Origin of the sequence: Pseudomonas sp. S150 (assembly GCF_004526365.1) — a bacterium.
Taxonomy (GTDB): Bacteria; Pseudomonadota; Gammaproteobacteria; order Pseudomonadales; family Pseudomonadaceae; genus Aquipseudomonas; species Aquipseudomonas putida_A.
The window spans coordinates 322,372-342,310 of the sequence record NZ_CP038207.1 but is presented as its reverse complement, the minus strand read 5'-3'; the positions used below and the strand labels follow the sequence as shown (position 1 = coordinate 342,310).

The following is a 19,939-nucleotide window of genomic DNA, read 5'->3' as shown; positions in this document are numbered from 1 at the left end:
TTCCCGCGCCGTGCTACGTCGACCAGGCATAGGCTTAGACGGCCTCGTTGGACTCGTCCTCGAACGCAGCGAAGACCGGGTCTTCGTGGACGATTTCCTGCTCGGCGATGAACTCGTAGCTCATCAGGCCTTCTGCGATTTCACGCAGGGCGACAACGGTCGGCTTGTCGTTTTCCCACTGGACCAGTGGCTCTTTGCCGCCGGTGGCCAGTTGACGGGCACGCTTGGTAGAGAGCATGACCAGCTCAAAGCGGTTTTCCACGTGTTCTAGGCAGTCTTCAACGGTTACGCGGGCCATGGTATTCCTCGGAGCGAATGCAATATGCGCGCTGCCCGGTTGGGCGAGCGGACTGAGCAGTTTAAAAAATCACCAGCGATTAGGGAAGCGCTGATTTTTTGACCAGACCCTTCAACGCGCTGCAAGCACCAATGTAAAGCGCTTGCAGCGGTTTTGGGAAGTGCTGATTAACCGAGCAGTTCGGCCAGTAATTTGCCGAAACGTACCTGCTGGCGTTTCTGTTGCAGCTGATTGGCGCGGAAAATCGCCTTAAGATCGTCCAGTGCATGGGCGAAATCGTCGTTGATGATCAGATAGTCGTACTCGACATAGTGGCTCATCTCGCTGACGGCTTCGCGCATCCGCCCGTCAATGATCTCGTCACTGTCCTGGCCACGGTTGGTCAGGCGCTGGTGCAATGCTTGCAACGACGGCGGCAGGATGAAGATCGAGCGTGCTTGCGGCATCAGCTTGCGCACTTGTTCGGCGCCTTGCCAGTCGATTTCCAGAATCAGGTCGTGACCTTCGTCCAGCGTCTGCTGCAGGCGGCTTTGCGAGGTGCCATAGAAGTTGCCGAAGACTTCGGCGCGTTCGAGGAAATCGCCGTGCTCGCCCATCTTCACGAACTCTTCGCGAGTCACGAAGTGATAGTTCACGCCGTCCACTTCACCCGGACGCATGGCGCGGGTGGTGTGGGAGATCGAGACGCGGATCTCCGGATTGGCATCGGTCAAAGCCTTGACCAGGCTGCTCTTGCCTGCGCCCGATGGCGCGGAAATGATGTACAGGGTGCCGGTGCTGTGGGTCATGTCTGTTGCCTTACTCAATATTCTGCACTTGTTCGCGCATCTGCTCGATCAACACCTTGAGGTTGACGGCGGCCTGGGTGCTGCGCGGATCGAAGGCCTTGGAGCCCAGTGTGTTGGCTTCGCGGTTGAGCTCCTGCATCAGGAAATCCAGGCGCCGACCGGCGGCACCGCCGGACTTGAGCACCCGGCGCACTTCGATGATGTGGGTGCTCAAGCGATCCAGTTCTTCGGCCACATCGCTTTTTTGCGCGAGCATGACCATTTCCTGTTCCAGGCGCTGCGGATCCAGTTCGGCCTTCATGTCGGTGAAGCGGTCGAGGACTTTCTGACGCTGGGTCGCGAGCATCTGCGGCACCAGTTCACGCAAGGTCACGACGTCCTCTTCAATGGAAGTCAGGCGCTCGTTGATCAGGCGTGCCAGCTCCGCGCCTTCGCGCTCGCGGCCGGCCTTGAGTTCCTTGAGACCTTGATTGAACAGCGCCAGCGCCTCGGCGTTCAGCGCCTGTGGATCAGTGGCGTCGGCCACCAGTACGCCGGGCCAGGCCAGCACTTCCAGCGGGTTGAGTGCTGCCGGGTTCTTGATCAGGCCGGCAACGGTTTCGGCGGCGGCGACCAGTTGCGCGGCGCGCTCGCGGTCGACCTGCAACGGCTTGCCGGTGCTTTCTTCGGTGAAGCGCAGGGTGCATTCCAGTTTGCCCCGCGACAGGCCCTGACGCAGGGCTTCACGCACCGCGCCCTCGAGGTCGCGGAACGACTCCGGCAAGCGCAGGTGCGGTTCCAGATAGCGGCTGTTGACCGAGCGCAGCTCCCAGCTCAGGGTGCCCTGGACGCCGGCTTTCTCGACGCGGGCGAAGGCGGTCATGCTGTGCACCATGGCGGTGACCTCGCAATGCAGATCGGCGCAGAAGGGATGTTCCGCAGGCTCGATATCAATGAATTTAAGCCGACTGGCAGCAAAGGCGCAGGATTGTAGCGCAGTGCGGCGGATGCGCCCAAACACACGGTGTGACAAAGGGCTGCAGGCCGTCGGTTATGCGCGTTTCAGGCCTCTGGGTCGACGGTCGGAATTTTTAACCCGTGCCCAGGCGCGGTGCAGCGCTCTATAATGCTCGGCAGTTTTCCGTCCCCAGTACAGGTATTCCCTATGAAACGTCCAAGTGGTCGCGCTGCCGATCAGCTTCGCTCGATCCGCATTACCCGCAACTACACCAAACACGCCGAGGGATCCGTACTGGTCGAATTCGGTGATACCAAGGTCATCTGCACCGTCAGCGTCGAAAACGGCGTGCCGCGCTTCCTCAAAGGGCAAGGCCAGGGCTGGTTGACCGCCGAGTACGGCATGCTGCCGCGCGCCACTGGCGAGCGTAACCAGCGTGAAGCCAGCCGTGGCAAGCAGGGCGGCCGCACCCTGGAAATCCAGCGCCTGATCGGCCGTTCGCTACGCGCTGCGCTGGACATGTCCAAGCTGGGCGACGTGACCCTGTACGTCGACTGCGACGTGATCCAGGCTGACGGCGGCACCCGCACCGCCTCTATCACCGGCGCCATGGTGGCACTGGTCGATGCACTGAAAGTGATCAAGAAGCGCGGCGGCCTGAAAGGCGGCGACCCGCTCAAGCAAATGATCGGCGCGGTATCGGTCGGCATGTATCAGGGCGAGCCGGTGCTGGATCTGGACTATCTTGAAGATTCCGCCGCCGAGACCGACCTCAACGTGGTGATGACCAGCACCGGTGGCTTCATCGAAGTCCAGGGTACCGCCGAAGGCGCGCCGTTCCAGCCTGAAGATCTGAACGCCATGCTGGAACTGGCGAAGAAAGGCATGAACGAAATCTTCGAACTGCAAAAGGCTGCACTGGCCGACTGAGCAGGTTCGCAACCCGCAAGGAGGACGTGATGAGTGATGAGCAAGAGTTGCTGCCCAAGCCGAGCCAGGAGGTTCGCCAATGGGCGATGTTTTGTCACTTGTCCGCCTTGCTGGGGATCTGGATTCCGTTCGGCAACCTGATCGGGCCGCTGATCCTGTGGCAAATGAAGCGCGAGACCGATCCATTCATCGACGCTCAGGGCAAGGAAGCGCTGAACTTTCAAATCACCGTGGCGATTGCTGCCGCGATCTGTCTGCTGCTGATGGTGTTGATCATCGGCTTCTTCTTGCTGGGCCTGCTGGCCATCGGCGCGTTGGTGCTGACGATCATTGCCGGGGTGAAGGCGAACGAAGGCTTTCCCTACCGTTATCCATTCACTTGGCGACTGATCAAATAACGATCAATGCAAAGCCTCCGTGACTCGTAAAGTTTTAATGTAAATGCCCTGACTTGTCAGGGCATTTGTGTTTTTGCAACTCGAATAATTACTCTTTCGTGTAGGAGCAGTTCTATCTGCGACAAGCGGTAGTGGATATTTTTTATATATCTAACGCCTACACTTTTAGTCACAACTGCAATGCTTTAACGCGATCTCAGTCCTTGGCAACAGGACTTGTCGATTGTTAAGGTTGCTCCGCGCAACATTGCTTCAGAAATATCTCGATATATTCAAGCCATCAAAGGCCCTTGAATTCCACATCAATCAGTGTTGAGACAATCAGCCGATTCAATAGGCGTGCGCGGGTAAAAGTGCGCCTGATGAATAAATAGCCAAGAATATCCCCAATGATCCAGCTCGATTTTTATGGAACGCTCGTGGCCGCCTCTCTGGTGCTATTACTGGGGCGCGGACTTATTGCACGAGTCGGATTTCTGCGTAATTACAATATTCCTGAACCCGTCGCCGGTGGACTGGTGGTTGCGCTGGGTTTATTGATATTGCGAACTTTTGATATAGAAATCAGATTCGATACTTCACTGCAGACGCCGTTGATGTTGGCGTTCTTTGCCACAATCGGTTTGAGCGCAGACTTTGCAAACCTGAAAAAGGGTGGTCGCGTAGTCGGCATATTTCTACTGGCGGTTACCGGGCTTCTGGTGGTTCAGAACGCTTTGGGCATTGGCCTTGCCAAAACGTTGGGTCTTGATCCGTTGATGGGGCTCCTGACGGGTTCGATCACGCTTGCGGGCGGTCACGGTACGGGGGCGGCGTGGGGCACGGTATTCAGTGAAAAGTACGGCCTTGCTTCGGCCTCCGAGCTTGCAATCGCCTCGGCAACCTTCGGCCTGGTCCTGGGCGGTTTGATTGGTGGGCCGGTGGCTCGCTTGCTCATCAAGCGTGTTGAGGTGCCCGGTTGCCAGCCTCAACAAACGCCAAGGATGCCAAAGGGTTTTGAGCAGCCGAACAAAGAGCGTTCGATTACGCCCTTTTCGTTTATCGAGACACTGGCATTGATTGCGGTCAGTTTATTGGCTGGTAATCTTCTGAATGGCTTTCTGCACGGAACCGCATTCGAGTTGCCAACGTTTGTCTGCGTTTTGTTTGTGGGGGTGATGCTACGTAACGGGCTATCGGCGCTGGGCCTGTATCAGGTATTCGAGCGTGAAGTGTCGGTGCTCGGCAATGTCAGCCTGTCGCTGTTTCTGGCAATTGCCTTGATGTCTCTCAAACTCTGGGATCTGGCAGCGTTGGCACTGCCGATATTCATCATTCTGGCTGCGCAAACGTTGGTCATGGCGCTGTTTGCGATTTTTGTGACATTCAGAGTGATGGGCAGTAATTACGACGCGGCGGTCCTGGCGGCGGGGCATTGCGGTTTTGGCCTGGGCGCAACGCCAACCGCCATTGCCAACATGCAGGCGGTGACGCAGCGTTTCGGGCCTTCGCAGATTGCGTTTCTGGTGGTGCCGATGGTCGGTGCATTCTTCATCGACATCATCAACGTGATCGTCATCAAGCTTTACCTGGCCTTGCCGTTTTTTGTCGCCGTCTGAGGTCAGGACGGCTTCAGGCGCGGCATAAAAAATGCCCGTATCCAGCGATACGGGCATTTTTTTAACGACGGATCGACGCTTAGATGGTCAGCGTCCAGTCGTAGTCGACGATCAGCGGCGCGTGCTGCGAGAACCGTGGCTGACGTGGCAGGCGCGCGCTGCGTACGAAACGGCGCAAGCCCGGGGTCAGCAGCTGGTAGTCGAAGCGCCAGCCCAGATTCAGCATCTCGGCCTGCTCGTTGTCCGGCCACCAGCTGTATTGGTCGCCTTCGCGGCTGACTTCGCGCAGGGCATCGACATAGCCCATGTTGCCGACAATCTCGTCCATCCAGGCGCGTTCTGGCGCCAGGAAGCCCGGGGATTGCTGGCTGTCGCGCCAGTTCTTGATGTCGAGCTTCTGCTGCGCCACGTACAGCGAGCCACAATAAATGTACTCGCGACGTTTACGCCGCTGCTTGTCCAGGTACTTGCCGAAGTCGTCCATGAGCTTGAACTTCTGGTTCAAGTCCTCATCGCCGTTCATCCCCGAAGGAAGCAGCAAGGTGGCAATACTGACTTTGTCGAAATCTGCTTGCAGGTAGCGCCCGTAGCGGTCGGCCGTCTCGAAACCGAGACCGCTGATGACAGCCTTCGGTTGCAACCGCGAATACAAAGCCACGCCACCTTGGGCAGGGACTTCAGCATCGCAGGCATAAAGGAAGTAGCCATCCAGTTGGAAGGCTGGGTCATCCAGTTCAAAGGCGGAGGCACGGGTGTCCTGCAGGCAGATGACGTCGGCATTCTGTGCTTGCAGCCAACTGAGCAAACCACGCTCGACTGCAGCCTGAATACCATTGACGTTCACACTGATGATCCGCATAAATGGCCCCAAAAATCGCGTGCGTGTATGATACACGGCGTCAAGCTAATTAGCTAAATCCGTGGTATTTGGGGTTTTTTTCATGCAAGCGTATCAGCGCGATTTCATTCGTTTTGCCATCGATCGCGGCGTTTTGCGCTTCGGTGAGTTCACCCTGAAGTCCGGGCGCACCAGTCCTTACTTCTTCAATGCCGGCCTGTTCAACTCGGGTTCGGCCCTGGCGCAGCTGGGGCGTTTCTACGCGGCAGCCATCGCCGAAAGCGGCATTCCTTTCGACGTATTGTTTGGCCCGGCCTACAAAGGCATCCCGCTGGCAGCCACCACCGCTGTCGCGCTGGCCGAGCATCACGACCGCGACCTGCCATGGTGCTTCAACCGCAAGGAAGCCAAGGCCCACGGCGAAGGCGGCAGCCTGGTCGGCGCGCCGTTGACCGGTGACGTGCTGATCATCGACGACGTGATCACTGCCGGCACCGCGATCCGCGAAGTGATGCAGATCATCGCGTCCCAGGACGGCGCCAAGGCGGCGGGCGTGCTGATCGCCCTGAACCGTCAGGAGCGTGGCAACGGTGAATTGTCGGCGATCCAGGAAGTCGAGCGTGACTTCGGTATTCCGGTGATCAGCATCGTTTCGCTGAACCAGGTGCTGGAATTCCTCGCCGACGACCCGCAGCTCAAGCAGCATTTGCCAGCCGTGGAAGCGTATCGCGCCCAGTTCGGCGTCTGAACTGTGGAATGAGCTTTTGTGGCGAGGGAGCTTGCTCCCGCTGGGCTGCGTAGCAGACCCGAAAAGCTTGTGAGCGCTGCGCACTCAAGCGGGAGCAAGCTCCCTCGCCACAATAGATGGAAGGCCGCAGGCAAAAAAAGACCCCGCTCAGTCAGGCTGAGCGGGGTCTTTTCGTTTCCGCGACGGCTTACGGACGCTTGCGATTGCTGATCAGCGTGCCCACACCAGTGTCGGTGAAGATTTCCAGCAGGATCGCGTTCGGTACGCGACCGTCGATGATCAGCGAGCTGCCAACGCCACCCTGAACCGCTTCCAGTGCGCAACGGATCTTCGGCAGCATGCCGCCGTAGATGGTGCCGTCGGCGATCAGATCGTCGACCTGCTGGGTGCTCAGGCCGGTCAACACGGTGCCGGACTTGTCCATCAGGCCGGCGATGTTGGTCAGCAGCATCAGCTTCTCGGCTTTCAGCGCTTCGGCGACTTTACCGGCCACCAGGTCGGCGTTGATGTTGTACGACTCGCCGTTCTCACCGACGCCGATCGGCGCGATCACCGGGATGAAGTTGCCTTTGACCAGCAGGTTCAGCAACTCGGTGTTGATCCCGACCACTTCGCCCACCTGACCGATGTCGATGATTTCCGGCTGGGTCATCTCCGGGGTCTGGCGGGTGACGGTCAGTTTCTTCGCACGAATCAGCCCGGCGTCTTTACCGGTCAGGCCGATGGCGCTGCCGCCGTGACGGTTGATCAGGTTGACGATGCTTTTGTTGACCTGACCGCCGAGGACCATTTCCACCACGTCCATGGTCGCGGCGTCGGTGACACGCATGCCATCGACGAAGTGGCTTTCGATCGACAGGCGCTTGAGCAGATCACCGATCTGCGGGCCGCCGCCGTGAACCACCACCGGGTTGATGCCTACGGCTTTCATCAAGACGATGTCGCGGGCGAAGCCGGTTTTCAGCTCCTCGCTTTCCATCGCGTTGCCGCCGTATTTGATCACCAGGGTCTTGCCGACATAACGTCGGATGTAAGGCAACGCTTCGGACAGGACCTGGGCGGTGTGGGCGGCGGCTTCGCGTTCGAGGGTCATTCAGGGCTCCGGGTGAATCAGAACGGTAGTTGGAGATCAGGTGCAACGCGTTTCAGTTGGGCGTGGAACACAGCCTTGATACGCGCAAGTTCTGCCTCGTCATCGGCCTCGAAACGCAGCACCAGCACCGGTGTGGTGTTGGAGGCGCGCACCAGGCCCCAGCCTTTGGCGTAATCGACTCGCACGCCGTCGATGGTGGTCAGGTCGGCGCCTGCGCCCCACTGTGCGTCGTGCAGTGCATCAATGATGCTGAATTTGCTCTCTTCGGTCACATGGATATTGATTTCCGGCGTAGAAATATCGTTCGGGAAGGTCGCAAACAGCTCTTCGGCGGTGGATTTTTCCTTGCTGAGGATCTCCAGCAGCCGTGCGGCGCTGTAGATGCCGTCGTCGAAACCGAACCAGCGCTCCTTGAAGAAGATGTGGCCGCTCATCTCACCGGCCAATAGAGCACCGGATTGTTTCATTTTCTTTTTGATCAACGAGTGACCGGTCTTCCACATTAGCGGGCGACCGCCGTATTCCTTGATTAGCGGCACCAGACGGCGGGTGCATTTGACGTCGAAGATGATTTCCGCGTCCGGGTTGCGCGCCACCACGTCGCGGGCGAACAGCATCAGCAGGCGATCCGGGTAGACGATGCTGCCAGTATTGGTCACCACGCCGACGCGGTCGCCGTCACCGTCGAAGGCCAGACCGAGGTCGGCATTGGTTTCCTTGACCTTGGCGATCAGGTCGACGAGGTTCTCGGGCTTGCCCGGATCCGGGTGGTGGTTGGGGAAGTTGCCGTCGACTTCGCAGAACAGCGGGATGACTTCGCAGTTCAGCGCTTCGATCAGTTGCGGGGCAATCACGCCGGCCGCGCCGTTACCGCAGTCGACCACGACTTTCAGACGTCGGGCCAGTTTGACGTCCTTGACGATTTCGGTGGTGTAGCGGTCAAGGATTTCGACCTGGGTCACGCTGCCCTGACCGCTGGTCAGGTCATTGGTCTTGATGCGCTCGTGCAGCACCTGGATCTGCTCGTTGGCCAGGGTGTCGCCGGCGATCACGATCTTGAAGCCGTTGTAGTTCGACGGGTTGTGGCTGCCGGTGAGCATTACCCCCGACTTGCCGGCCAGCACGTTGGCCGCGTAATACAGCGCCGGTGTCGGCACCAGGCCGACGTCGCTGACGTGGCAGCCGCTCTCGGCGATACCGCGGATCAGTTCTGCAACCAGCTCCGGGCCGGACAGGCGACCGTCGCGACCGACGGAAACATTCGGTTCACCTTGGGCCAGGCTCTGTGAGCCGATGGCGCGGCCGATCCAGTAAGCGGTTTCGGCATTGAGGAATTCCGGCACGGTGCCGCGAATGTCATAGGCGCGGAAGATGCTGTCGGGAAGCTTCGGGGCGATCTTGGCGGGGGTGCTCATCTGCACAAATGCTCCATCTCGAAAGTGGCGGGACACACCGACGATTCACTCGGCGGCAGGCTCAAACTGAAGGGTATGACGGCGTTTTCCGCAGAGAGTTCGTGGTGTGAAAGGGCCATGACGCCTCGTCTGGCGTGGCCTGCGGCCGGCAAAACCTTGATTTTCGGTGTTAAAGCCTGCTGCCGAAAAAGCACAAATTTTGTGGTGAGGGGATTTATCCCCGATGGCTGCGCAGCAGATCCAAAAGCCTTGGGGCCGCTTCGCAGCCCATCGGGGATAAATCCCCTCGCCACAATAATATTTCAGGGTTATTTCGTGCCGGTATGGCCGAAGCCGCCCGCGCCGCGTTCGGTTTCGACGAACTCTTCAACCATTTCGAAGTGCGCCTGCACCACGGGTACCAGCACCAGCTGCGCCAGACGTTCGCCGACGGTCATGGTGAAGTCGGATTGGCCACGGTTCCAGCAGGACACCATCAACGGGCCCTGGTAATCGGAGTCGATCAGGCCAACGAGGTTACCGAGCACGATGCCGTGCTTATGGCCCATGCCCGAGCGCGGCAGGATCAGTGCGGCGAGGTTCGGGTCGCCGATGTACACCGACAGACCGGTTGGGATCAGCACGGTTTCACCCGGCTTGATCACGATGTCCTGTTCCAGCATGGCGCGCAGGTCGAGGCCGGCGGAGCCTGGGGTGGCGTATTGCGGCAGCGGGAATTCGGTACCGATGCGTGGGTCGAGGATCTTGGCTTGCAAAGCGTGCATGTAAATTAAACCTGGTTCAGACGTTCGGCGATAAAAGTGACCAGTTGGCGAGCGATCTTGCTCTTGCTGGTCTGGGCGAAAACAGTGGCATGAAGCTCACGGTCGATCACGCTGCAGGCGTTTTCTTCGCTGTTGAATCCGATGCTCGGGTTGGCGACGTCGTTGGCGACGATCAAATCGAGATTCTTGTCTTTCAGCTTGCGTGCAGCGTAGTCGAGCAGGTGTTCGGTCTCGGCGGCGAAGCCGACACTGAACGGACGGTCGGGACGGGTCGCGATGGTGGCCAGGATGTCCGGGTTACGCACCATTTGCAGGACGAAGCCGTCGCCGCTTGTAGGGTCTTTCTTGAGTTTTTGCGGGGCAACGACTTCCGGACGGTAGTCCGCCACCGCTGCCGAGGCGATGAACACATCACACGGGATGGCCGACTCGCACGCTGCGAGCATGTCGCGGGCACTGACCACGTCGATACGCGTGACGCGATCCGGCGTCGGCAGGTGTACCGGGCCGCTGATCAGGGTCACGCGGGCGCCGGCTTCCACCGCGGCTTCGGCCAGAGCGAAGCCCATTTTCCCGGAGCTGTGGTTGGTGATGTAGCGCACCGGGTCGATGTTTTCCTGGGTCGGGCCGGCGGTGATCACCACGTGCTTGCCGGTCAGCGCCTGACGCTGGAAGCAGTCCGCCGCGCACTGCGCCAGATCGGTGGCTTCCATCATCCGGCCCATGCCGACGTCGCCGCAGGCCTGGCTGCCAGAGGCCGGGCCGAAAGTCTTCAGGCCACGGCTTTCAAGGAGTTGCAGGTTGGCCTGGGTTGCCGGATCGCGCCACATCGCCTGATTCATTGCTGGCGCGACGGCCACCACGGCGTCGGTAGCAAGAACCAAAGTGGTCAGCAAATCATTGGCGATGCCTTGGGCCAAACGGGCGATCAGGTCGGCGGTGGCCGGGGCGATCAACACCAGATCGGCCCATTTGGCCAGTTCGATGTGGCCCATCGCCGCTTCGGCGGCCGGGTCGAGCAAGTCGAGGTGAACCGGGTGCCCGGACAGGGCCTGCATGGTCAGCGGGGTGATGAACTCGGCGCCGCCATGGGTCATGACCACACGCACTTCGGCGCCCTGGTCGATCAGGCGACGAACCAGATCGGCGCTCTTGTAGGCCGCAATGCCGCCGCCGACGCCCAGAACGATGCGTTTCCGATACAGCCGCTGCATAGGTCTGCCTTTACATTTCGTGGGTGACATACGTGGCGAAACCCCCTCCCCAGGGTGAATTCGCCCGCAAAAAAGATGGGCTACGATATCACAGCGACCGCTACGGAACAGCGGTGCCCACAGACAAGGAAGGTGTATGAGTATTCGCGATTGGCCTGCGGCGGAGCGGCCGCGGGAGAAGCTGCTTGAACAGGGCTCGGGAAGTCTTTCGGACGCCGAGTTGCTGGCGATTTTTCTTCGAACCGGGGTCACGGGAAAAAGCGCGGTGGATCTGGCGCGACACCTGTTGACGCAATTCGGCAGCCTGCGCGCGTTGCTGGAGGCCGATCTTGCGGCGTTCAGCGGACAGTTGGGATTGGGGCCTGCGAAATTCGCGCAGTTGCAGGCGGTGCTGGAAATGGGGCGGCGACATCTGGCCGAGCGCATGCGTAAAAAACCGGCGCTGGAGAATCCGCAGGCAGTTCGGGACTATCTGAAATCCATGCTGCGTCACGAGCCGCACGAGGTGTTTGGCTGCCTGTTTCTTGATTCCAAGCATCAGGTGCTGACGTTCGAGGCACTGTTTCGCGGCTCGATCGACAACACCAGCGTGCATCCCCGGGAAGTGGTGAAACGCTCATTGGCCAACAACGCGGCGGCGGTGATTCTCTGCCATAACCACCCGTCGGGGAACAGCGATCCGAGCCAGGCGGACCGCCAACTGACCAAGCGCTTGCAGAAGGCTCTGGACCTGATTGATGTACGGGTGCTGGATCACTTCATCATTGGCGACGGCGAGCCGCTGTCGATGGCGGAGTGTGGCTGGATGTAGCTTTCAACAACAAACACCAACCCCTGTGGGAGCGGGCTTGCTCGCGAAGGCGATGTGTCAGTCAATAAGAGTTTGGCTGATCCGACGCCTTCGCGAGCAAGCCCGCTCCCACAGGTGAATTGTGTTGTGACGGGTTATTTCAGGGTGACCTTCGAGTAGTCCTGCCGCCCGAACGGGCTCACCGAGTAACCCTGCACATCCTTGCGCGTCAGCGCATAGGCAGTCGGGTGTGCCAGCGGCAGCCACAGCGCCTGCTGCTGAATCTGCGCCTGCGCCTGTTCATACAGTTTGGTGCGCACGCCTTGCTCGCTGGTGGTCTTGCCGGCGCTGATCAGTTTGTCCAGGTCGGCATTGCAGTAGCGGGCGAAGTTGGTGCCGGATTTGACCGCCGCGCAGGAAAACTGCGGCGTGAGGAAGTTGTCCGGATCGCCGTTGTCGCCGGCCCAGCCCATGAACAGCAGGTCATGCTCGCCAGCCTTGGCGCGGCGAATCAGTTCGCCCCACTCGATCACGCGGATTTCCGCCTGAATGCCGATTTCCGCCAGATCCGATTGCAGCAATTGCGCGCCCAGACTCGGGTTCGGGTTGAGCAGACTGCCGGACGGACGCGTCCAGATGGTGGTCTGGAAACCGTCCTTGAGTCCGGCCTTGGCCAGCAACGCCTTGGCTTTGGCCACGTCGTGCGGATAGCCCGGCAGGTTCTTCGCATAACTCCAGGTGTTCGGCGGGTAAGGGCCGTTGGCCGGCTCTGCGGTGTCTTCGAACACGGCTTTGACGTAGTTGGCCTTGTCGAAGGCGAGGTTGATCGCCTGGCGCACTTCCGGCTTGTCCAGCGGTGGATGCTGGCTGTTGATGCCGACGAAAGCGGTCATGAAGGCGTCAGTCTTTTCCACTTTCAGGGTCGACTCTTCCTGCGCAGCCTTCACGTCCAGCGGTTTTGGCGACAGGGCGATCTGGCACTCGTTGCGCCGCAGCTTTTGCAGGCGCACGTTGGCGTCCGGGGTGATGGCGAAGATCAGCGGGTCGACCGCCGGCTTGCCGCCGAAATAGTCCGGGTTGGCCTTGTAGCGCACCGAGGCGTCTTTCTGGAAGCGAGTGAAGATGAACGGACCGGTGCCGATCGGCTGGCTGTTGAGCTTGTCGGTCGCGTCGGCCTTGAGCAACTTGTCGGCGTACTCGGCGGAATAGATGGAGGCGAAGCCCATGCTCAGGGTCGCGAGGAACGTCGAGTCCGGGTGGTCGAGGGTAAAGCGCACGGTCAGCGGGTCAAGCGCGTCGATCTTCTTGATCAGCGCCGGCAACTGCATGGACTGGGCGTGCGGGAAGCCGCTTTGCGCCACTTTGTGCCATGGGTTGGCTGGATCGAGCATGCGGTCGAAGCTGAATTTGACGTCTTCGGCGCTCAGCGTACGGGTCGGCTTGAAATAGTCAGTGCTGTGAAACTTCACCTGCGGGTGCAGCTTGAACACATAAGTCAGGCCGTCGGTGCTGACTTCCCAGCTGTCGGCCAGGCTCGGCACGACTTTGCCGCTGGCGGTGTCGAAGTCCACCAGGCGATTCATCAGCACGTCGGCCGAGGCATTAGTGGTGGTGAGCGAGTTATATTGCACCACGTCGAACCCTTCAGGGCTGGCCTCGGTGCACACACTCAGGGCGGCAGCCTGGGCCAGGGGGCTCAGCAGAAGCGGGGCGAGCAACAGGGGTAGGGCAGCGAGGCGCATGGTCGGCTTCCTTTACAGATCGAAGGCCATCTGCAGGTGCAGTCTGGAAAAGGGTTACCCTAGAGGGCTGGATTGCAAATGACTATCCCCTTTTTGCATTTTTGGGGCAGCCCAGTGACGTTTTTCAGACCGCGGTGCACGAGGAAAAGTCGGAAACGTCTGTTAGAGCGGTTTTCTGCGACGAGTGGTCAAAACTCGCCTCAGCCTTTATCCAAAGCGTCTGCAGGCGGAAAATGCGCCTTTTTACCGGTCGATTGCACATCCATTGTTGTTGCACCCCGGTCTTTCTGGTATAAAGCAGCGCTCTTTTCTAGGGGCCCGGTTCCTTCACTGTAGGTGTAGCCGGTAAGACCTCTAAAGAAACGCGGCGCCTGGCGCCAAATGACTGAGAGATTAAGCGGCCAACCCATGCCGGGTTGGGCATGTGGTTTTAGAGGGCTGAGGCATGTCGAGAGTATGTCAAGTTACCGGTAAGGGTCCGGTAACCGGGAATAACATTTCCCACGCAAACAACAAAACCCGTCGTCGTTTCCTGCCGAACCTGCAGCATCACCGCTTCTGGGTTGAAGAAGAGAAACGTTTTGTGCGTCTGCGCGTATCTGCCAAAGGCATGCGCATCATCGACAAGCGTGGCATCAGTGTCGTGCTCGCCGAACTTCGCCGCGATGGCAAGATTTAAGGGAGCTAATCATGCGTGAATTGATTCGTTTGATCTCGAGCGCCGGTACTGGTCACTTCTACACTACCGACAAGAACAAGCGTACTACCCCGGACAAAATCGAGATCAAGAAATATGATCCGGTTGTTCGCAAGCACGTGATCTACAAGGAAGGCAAAATCAAGTAATTGATTTTTCCCGACTTACGAAAAAGGCCCGTATCGTGAGATGCGGGCCTTTTTTGTTGCCTCGGATTTCTGCGGTATCCGGCCGGGCCTCATCGCTGGCAAGCCAGCTCCCACAATGATCGTCGGTAGGCACAAAATTTGTGTTCACCACAAAACCTGTGGGAGCTGGCTTGCCAGCGATGGGGCCGGATCAGCCAGCGAAAATCCTCAGGCCTTCTGTTCGAAGATCACATAGATCTTGCGGCAAGCCTCCAGCACTTCCCAGGTACCACGGAAACCGGCCGGAATCACAAAGCGGTCGCCAACACGCAAGGTCTTGGCATTTCCATCGCTGTCACGCAGCACCGAAACCCCTTGCAGGATTTCGCAGTATTCATGCTCGGTGTAGTTCACCGTCCACTGCCCGACCGCACCTTCCCACACGCCAACACCCATTTGCCCACAAGGGCTGTCGTACTGATTGAACACCGCTTGCTCTGGGTCGCCCTTGAGCACTTTGGCCGGGTCCGGGCGATAGCGTTCGGCTTCGCTGCTGGTCAGGCTGATATCGACGACGTTCTGGATGTTCATTGTTGTTTTCTCCCGTGATGACGGCGCGGTGGCTTGAAAGGGCCAAAGTCTATGTTTATTAAAATGAACACCGCAAGGGCGTATGGCGCGCTTATGTCAAATATATTGAAACAACCCCGGCCGCTGGTTTAGGGTGGCGGGTGCCTTGGGCCGAAAAGCAGGCTGGCCGGGCAGCATTCCTGAAGACGTCCGCGAAGAACGCGGCGCTCTATTCAACAAGAGGAGGACACTCGAATGACCACCCTGACTCGTGCCGATTGGGAACAACGTGCTCGCGACCTGAAGATCGAAGGCCGCGCCTACCTCAACGGTGAATACACCGACGCCGTCTCCGGCGAAACCTTCGAGTGCATCAGCCCGGTCGATGGCCGTCTGCTGGGCAAGATCGCCAGCTGTGACGCCGCCGACGCCCAACGCGCCGTGGAAAACGCCCGCGCCACCTTCAATTCCGGCGTGTGGTCGCGCCTGGCGCCGACCAAACGCAAAGCCACCATGATTCGTTTCGCCAGCTTGCTCAAGCAGCACGCTGAAGAACTGGCGCTGCTCGAAACCCTCGACATGGGTAAGCCGATCAGCGATTCGCTGTACATCGACGTACCGGGCGCGGCGCAAGCGCTGAGCTGGAGCGGTGAGGCAATCGACAAGATCTACGACGAAGTCGCCGCCACTCCGCATGATCAATTGGGTCTGGTGACCCGCGAGCCGGTGGGCGTGGTCGGCGCCATCGTGCCGTGGAACTTCCCGTTGATGATGGCCTGCTGGAAACTCGGCCCGGCGCTGTCGACCGGTAACTCGGTGATCCTCAAACCGTCGGAAAAATCCCCGCTGACCGCCATCCGCATCGCTGCGCTTGCGGTTGAGGCCGGCATTCCGAAAGGCGTGCTCAACGTGTTGCCGGGCTACGGCCACACCGTCGGCAAGGCGCTGGCGCTGCACAATGACGTCGACACGCTGGTGTTCACCGGTTCGACCAAGATCGCCAAGCAGCTGATGATCTACTCCGGCGAATCGAACATGAAGCGCGTGTGGCTGGAAGCTGGCGGCAAGAGCCCGAATATAGTCTTCGCCGATGCGCCGGACCTGCAAGCCGCTGCCGAATCCGCCGCCAGCGCCATCGCCTTCAACCAGGGCGAAGTCTGCACCGCCGGTTCGCGTCTGCTGGTCGAACGCTCGATCAAGGACAAATTCCTGCCGATGGTGATCGAGGCGCTGAAAGCCTGGAAGCCGGGCAATCCGCTGGACCCGGCAACCAATGTCGGTGCGCTGGTCGATACCCAACAGATGAACACCGTGCTGTCGTACATCGAATCCGGTCACACCGACGGCGCCAAACTGGTGGCGGGCGGCAAGCGCATCCTCCAGGAAACCGGTGGCACTTACGTCGAGCCGACGATTTTCGACGGCGTGAGCAACGCGATGAAGATCGCTCAGGAAGAGATTTTCGGCCCGGTGCTGTCGGTCATCGCCTTCGATACCGCCGAAGAAGCGATCCAGATCGCCAACGACACGCCGTACGGCCTGGCCGCTGCGGTATGGACTCAGGACATCTCCAAGGCGCACCTGACTGCCAAAGCACTGCGCGCCGGCAGCGTGTGGGTCAACCAGTACGACGGCGGCGACATGACCGCACCGTTCGGCGGCTTCAAGCAGTCGGGCAACGGTCGCGACAAGTCGCTGCACGCGTTCGACAAATACACCGAGCTGAAGGCGACGTGGATCAAGCTGTAAGCCGTTAGCGGGAGCCTGATTCGTTCAGGCTTTCGAACTTACGGAGATCCCCTGTGGGAGCAAGTCTCTGTGGTGAGGGGATTTATCCCCGATCGGCTGCGAAGCAGTCGCAAAACCAGTGCATGCGAGGGTGCAGGTTTTGAGGTCGCTGCGCGACCTGTCGGGGATGAATCCCCTCACCACAGGGTTTGCTCCCACATTTGGTTTTGTGGCGCACATAAGAATATCCACAGGAGCGTGGACCATGCGTTGGGCGACATATTTCGCCGTGTTGGCGTCTGTCTTGAGTGTCGGCCTGGCCCTGGGGGTCAGCATGCCGCTGGTGTCGTTGCGTCTGGAGAGCTGGGGTTACGGCTCTTTCGCCATCGGCGTGATGGCGGCGATGCCGGCGATTGGCGTATTGCTGGGCGCGAAGATTTCCAGTCATCTGGCGGCACGTTTCGGCACTGCGAACCTCATGCGTCTTTGCCTGTGGGCCGGGGCGTTGTCGATCGGCTTGCTCGCGCTGTTGCCGAGTTATCCGGTCTGGCTGGTGCTGCGCCTGATGATCGGGGTGATCCTGACCATCGTATTCATCCTCGGCGAGAGCTGGATCAATCAACTGGTCGTCGAACACTGGCGCGGTCGTCTCGTCGCTCTGTATGGCAGCAGCTACGCGCTGAGCCAACTGTCTGGTCCGCTGCTGCTGGGTGCGCTAGGCACTGAGCACGATTATGGTTTCTGGGTCGGTGTCGGGCTGCTGACAGTCTCGCCATTGCTGTTGATGGGCCGCAGCGGTGCGCCGAGCAGTGAAGCCAGCAGTGTGACGTTCAGCGATCTGTGGGGTTTTGCCCGGGAGCTGCCGGCGATTGCCTGGGCGGTGTCACTGTTCGCCGCGTTCGAAGCGATGATCCTCACGCTGTTGCCGGTGTATTGCCTGCAACAGGGCTTCACCGCCGAGATTGCGCTGGCGATGGTCAGCACGGTGGTGGTCGGCGATGCGCTACTGCAACTGCCGATTGGCGCGCTGGCGGATTACCTGTCTCGACGCACGTTGTTCACCGGTTGCGCGGTGGTGCTGATGCTGTCGAGCCTGGCGATTCCAATGCTGATCGATACGCTGCTGATCTGGCCGTTGTGGGTGTTGTTCGGCGCCAGCGCGGGTGGCTTGTTCACTCTGTCGCTGATCCTGATCGGTGAGCGTTATCGCGACGATGCGCTGGTGCGGGCCAATGCGCACATTGCGCAGCTGTGGGGTGTCGGCTGTCTGATCGGGCCGTTGCTGGCGGGGGCGGGCAGTCAGTGGATCAGCGGGCATGCGTTGCCGTTGTTGATGGCGGCGGGGGCGTTTGGATTGGTGATTCTACTGATGCGTCAGGGGGCATTCGGCACAGTGGCCGAGCCTGCTTAAGTCAGCTCTTAAAGCGAAAGAATTCTTGTGGTGAGGGAGCTTGCTCCCGCTGGGCTGCGCAGCGGCCCCAAAGACTTCGTGAGCGCTGCGCACTCAGGCGGGAGCAAGCTCCCTCGCCACAAATGAGTTTTCAATTCGACTACAGCATCCGCTCAAGACCAACAGTGGTGCTGAACCACGCGTTGAAGCGCCGCCACCAACTCCCCGGTTCCTTGCTCAGCGTGTGTATTTGGCCGTTGTCCTCGGTCACCCAGACGATCTCGCCATCCTGCAGTTTCGCCTGATAACTCAGGGCCGGCGCCATGCCTTGCAGCGCCAGTTCGCGCACGTGTTCGGCCAGTTCCGGGCTGTCCACCAGAACCCCGACTTCGGTGTTCCACAGCACTGAGCGCGGATCGAAGTTGAACGAGCCGATGAACGCTTTCTGCCGATCGAAAATCATCGCCTTGCTGTGCAGGCTGGAATCCGAACCACGGAAAGATTTGCTGTAGAACAGGTGCGGGCCGCTGCCGTAATTATCCCCAGGCTGACGGCGCAGTTCATACAGTTTCACCCCGTGTTCCAGCAGCGCCTTGCGATACGGTGCGTAACCGCCGTGCACCGCCGGCACATCGGTGGCTTCCAGCGAGTTGGTCAGCAGGCTCACCGAGACCCCGGCGTCGGCGCGCCCGGTCAGGTACACCAGCCCCGGCTGGCCGGGCACGAAGTACGCCGAGATCATGATCAGCTCTTTGCTGACGCCGCGCAGTTCCGGCGCCAGTTGTGTGGTCAGCAGCAGTTGCGGGTCCGGTTCGTCCTTGGCCAGCACCTTGCTCGGCGCATCCCACAGCGCCTGGTTCCAGGCCCAGATCAGTTCCTTGCGCCAGATGTCCATGCGTGGCGCGGTCTTGAACGTCATCAACTGTTGATACAGCGCGTGATTCTGTTTACGGGTTTCATCCAGCGACTCTTCCAGGCGCGTGCGGGTGTTCTGCAGGTCTTTGGCGCTTGGTTTGCTGGAGAGGAATTCGTTGATCGGCTTGCTCAGCGCGCTGTTCCAGTACTGGTCGAAACTGTGCCCGAGCTGCTCTGCCACCGGGCCGACACTGAGCATGTCGATGTCGGTGAAATTCAGATTCGGCTCGGCATCGAAATACTCGTCGCCCAGATTGCGCCCGCCAACGATGGCCACGCTGTTGTCCGCCAGGAACAGTTTGTTGTGCATGCGCCGGTGTTGCAGCGACAGGTTGAACAGGCGTCCGGCAGCGCGGGTAACGCCGGTGCTGCGGCCCAGGTGCAGCGGATTGAACAGGCGGATCTGGATCTGTGGATGCGCCGCCAGCGTGGCGATGATCGTGTCGAGGCCGTCGCTGGTGGTGTCGTCGAGCAGGATGCGTACGCGCACGCCGCGGTCGGCGGCCTTGAGCAGTTCTTCCACCAGCATCCGCGTGCTGACGCCGTCATGGACGATGTAGTACTGCAAGTCGAGGCTGGTTTGCGCATTGCGAATCAGCTCGGCGCGGGCGGTGAAGGCTTCTGTGCTGTTGGACAGCAAGCGGAAGCCGGAACGGCCCTGCCAGGGCGCTGCCTGGGTCTGAATCGAGCGACCGAATGCGGAGCCCGCGGCCGGCAACGCCTGGCTGGGTTCGCGCGGCGCATCGAGGGTGGCGCAACCACTGGCCAACGAGCACAACACACAGACAGCGAGCAATTTTTTTCCGGGTCGCACGTTGCTTTCTCGGCTGGAGGCAGGGGGTGACGGAGTATGGCACGCAGAGGATTTCCAAGACCGTTTCCGGCGGATCCTCGCCACACTGTGTAAACAATTAGTCGTTCAAAAGTAGGAATGAGTTCGCCTGTGGTTTTGGACTAT

The 19,939-nt window shown here is 59.8% G+C and carries 19 protein-coding genes and 1 pseudogene; 9 read left to right on the top strand and 11 right to left on the bottom strand.

Annotated features, from left to right (window positions below):
- Positions 1-34 precede the first annotated feature (34 nt).
- The 3 genes from rpoZ to E3Z29_RS01650 form a co-directional block, all read right to left on the bottom strand.
- Positions 35-298: a DNA-directed RNA polymerase subunit omega gene (gene rpoZ, locus E3Z29_RS01660; RefSeq protein WP_003229503.1), complete on the bottom strand. Its 264-nt coding sequence runs from the start codon at positions 296-298 to the stop codon at positions 35-37.
- A 167-nt stretch (positions 299-465) separates the two neighbouring features.
- The gene (gene gmk, locus E3Z29_RS01655; protein ID WP_003229498.1) at positions 466-1,086 is read right to left on the bottom strand and encodes a guanylate kinase; all 621 of its coding nucleotides are present in this window, start codon (positions 1,084-1,086) and stop codon (positions 466-468) included.
- A 10-nt stretch (positions 1,087-1,096) separates the two neighbouring features.
- Entirely contained in the window at positions 1,097-1,960 is an 864-nt protein-coding gene (locus E3Z29_RS01650; RefSeq protein WP_102356281.1) for a YicC/YloC family endoribonuclease, read from the bottom strand.
- Positions 1,961-2,230: 270 nt separating this feature from the next.
- Between E3Z29_RS01650 and rph the strand changes: the two genes are divergently transcribed.
- From rph to gltS, 3 genes are all read left to right on the top strand, one after another.
- Entirely contained in the window at positions 2,231-2,953 is a 723-nt protein-coding gene (gene rph, locus E3Z29_RS01645; protein WP_027610407.1) for a ribonuclease PH, read from the top strand.
- 29 nt (positions 2,954-2,982) lie between these two features.
- Positions 2,983-3,351: a DUF4870 domain-containing protein gene (locus E3Z29_RS01640; RefSeq protein WP_003229492.1), complete on the top strand. Its 369-nt coding sequence runs from the start codon at positions 2,983-2,985 to the stop codon at positions 3,349-3,351.
- A 389-nt stretch (positions 3,352-3,740) separates the two neighbouring features.
- Positions 3,741-4,949 (top strand): sodium/glutamate symporter, encoded by a 1,209-nt coding sequence (gene gltS, locus E3Z29_RS01635; protein WP_134784987.1) that lies wholly within the window; start codon positions 3,741-3,743, stop codon positions 4,947-4,949.
- Positions 4,950-5,028: 79 nt separating this feature from the next.
- Here gltS and E3Z29_RS01630 read toward each other — a convergent pair whose 3' ends face one another.
- On the bottom strand, positions 5,029-5,808 hold the full coding sequence (locus tag E3Z29_RS01630) for an exodeoxyribonuclease III (RefSeq protein WP_003229491.1): 780 nt from the start codon (positions 5,806-5,808) through the stop codon (positions 5,029-5,031).
- 82 nt (positions 5,809-5,890) lie between these two features.
- Between E3Z29_RS01630 and pyrE the strand changes: the two genes are divergently transcribed.
- Complete coding sequence (gene pyrE / locus E3Z29_RS01625; RefSeq protein ID WP_008078597.1) at positions 5,891-6,535, top strand: orotate phosphoribosyltransferase; 645 nt, start codon at positions 5,891-5,893, stop codon at positions 6,533-6,535.
- A 187-nt stretch (positions 6,536-6,722) separates the two neighbouring features.
- Here pyrE and argB read toward each other — a convergent pair whose 3' ends face one another.
- From argB to coaBC, 4 genes and pseudogenes are all read right to left on the bottom strand, one after another.
- On the bottom strand, positions 6,723-7,628 hold the full coding sequence (gene argB, locus E3Z29_RS01620) for an acetylglutamate kinase (protein ID WP_003229488.1): 906 nt from the start codon (positions 7,626-7,628) through the stop codon (positions 6,723-6,725).
- 17 nt (positions 7,629-7,645) lie between these two features.
- Positions 7,646-9,022 (bottom strand): annotated as a pseudogene (locus tag E3Z29_RS01615) (phosphomannomutase/phosphoglucomutase); the annotation flags it as partial.
- Between the two features lie 329 nt (positions 9,023-9,351).
- Positions 9,352-9,807, bottom strand: a complete 456-nt coding sequence (dut, locus tag E3Z29_RS01610) for a dUTP diphosphatase (RefSeq protein ID WP_003229483.1) — start codon at positions 9,805-9,807, stop codon at positions 9,352-9,354.
- Positions 9,808-9,812: 5 nt separating this feature from the next.
- The gene (gene coaBC, locus E3Z29_RS01605) at positions 9,813-11,021 is read right to left on the bottom strand and encodes a bifunctional phosphopantothenoylcysteine decarboxylase/phosphopantothenate--cysteine ligase CoaBC (RefSeq protein ID WP_003229480.1); all 1,209 of its coding nucleotides are present in this window, start codon (positions 11,019-11,021) and stop codon (positions 9,813-9,815) included.
- A 136-nt stretch (positions 11,022-11,157) separates the two neighbouring features.
- On the opposite strand from coaBC, the gene radC reads away from it, so the two are divergent.
- Complete coding sequence (gene radC, locus E3Z29_RS01600) at positions 11,158-11,832, top strand: DNA repair protein RadC (RefSeq protein ID WP_098966267.1); 675 nt, start codon at positions 11,158-11,160, stop codon at positions 11,830-11,832.
- 134 nt (positions 11,833-11,966) lie between these two features.
- Here radC and E3Z29_RS01595 read toward each other — a convergent pair whose 3' ends face one another.
- On the bottom strand, positions 11,967-13,553 hold the full coding sequence (locus tag E3Z29_RS01595; RefSeq protein WP_134784985.1) for an ABC transporter substrate-binding protein: 1,587 nt from the start codon (positions 13,551-13,553) through the stop codon (positions 11,967-11,969).
- A gap of 445 nt (positions 13,554-13,998) precedes the next feature.
- Here E3Z29_RS01595 and rpmB point away from each other — a divergent pair, with 445 nt between their 5' ends.
- Positions 13,999-14,232, top strand: coding sequence for a 50S ribosomal protein L28 (gene rpmB, locus E3Z29_RS01590; RefSeq protein ID WP_003229474.1), 234 nt, complete (start codon positions 13,999-14,001; stop codon positions 14,230-14,232).
- 11 nt (positions 14,233-14,243) lie between these two features.
- Positions 14,244-14,399, top strand: a complete 156-nt coding sequence (rpmG, locus tag E3Z29_RS01585) for a 50S ribosomal protein L33 (protein ID WP_003177274.1) — start codon at positions 14,244-14,246, stop codon at positions 14,397-14,399.
- Positions 14,400-14,606: 207 nt separating this feature from the next.
- Here the strand turns inward: rpmG and E3Z29_RS01580 are convergent, their stop codons facing one another.
- The gene (locus tag E3Z29_RS01580) at positions 14,607-14,969 is read right to left on the bottom strand and encodes a cupin domain-containing protein (RefSeq protein ID WP_097089496.1); all 363 of its coding nucleotides are present in this window, start codon (positions 14,967-14,969) and stop codon (positions 14,607-14,609) included.
- A 234-nt stretch (positions 14,970-15,203) separates the two neighbouring features.
- On the opposite strand from E3Z29_RS01580, the gene E3Z29_RS01575 reads away from it, so the two are divergent.
- Positions 15,204-16,697, top strand: a complete 1,494-nt coding sequence (locus E3Z29_RS01575) for an aldehyde dehydrogenase (RefSeq protein ID WP_047596781.1) — start codon at positions 15,204-15,206, stop codon at positions 16,695-16,697.
- Positions 16,698-16,941: 244 nt separating this feature from the next.
- The gene (locus E3Z29_RS01570; protein WP_134784984.1) at positions 16,942-18,087 is read left to right on the top strand and encodes an MFS transporter; all 1,146 of its coding nucleotides are present in this window, start codon (positions 16,942-16,944) and stop codon (positions 18,085-18,087) included.
- Between the two features lie 139 nt (positions 18,088-18,226).
- On the opposite strand, the gene E3Z29_RS01565 is transcribed toward E3Z29_RS01570, so the two are convergent.
- Positions 18,227-19,777 (bottom strand): phospholipase D family protein, encoded by a 1,551-nt coding sequence (locus E3Z29_RS01565; protein WP_372241194.1) that lies wholly within the window; start codon positions 19,775-19,777, stop codon positions 18,227-18,229.
- Between the last annotated feature and the right edge of the window lie 162 nt (positions 19,778-19,939).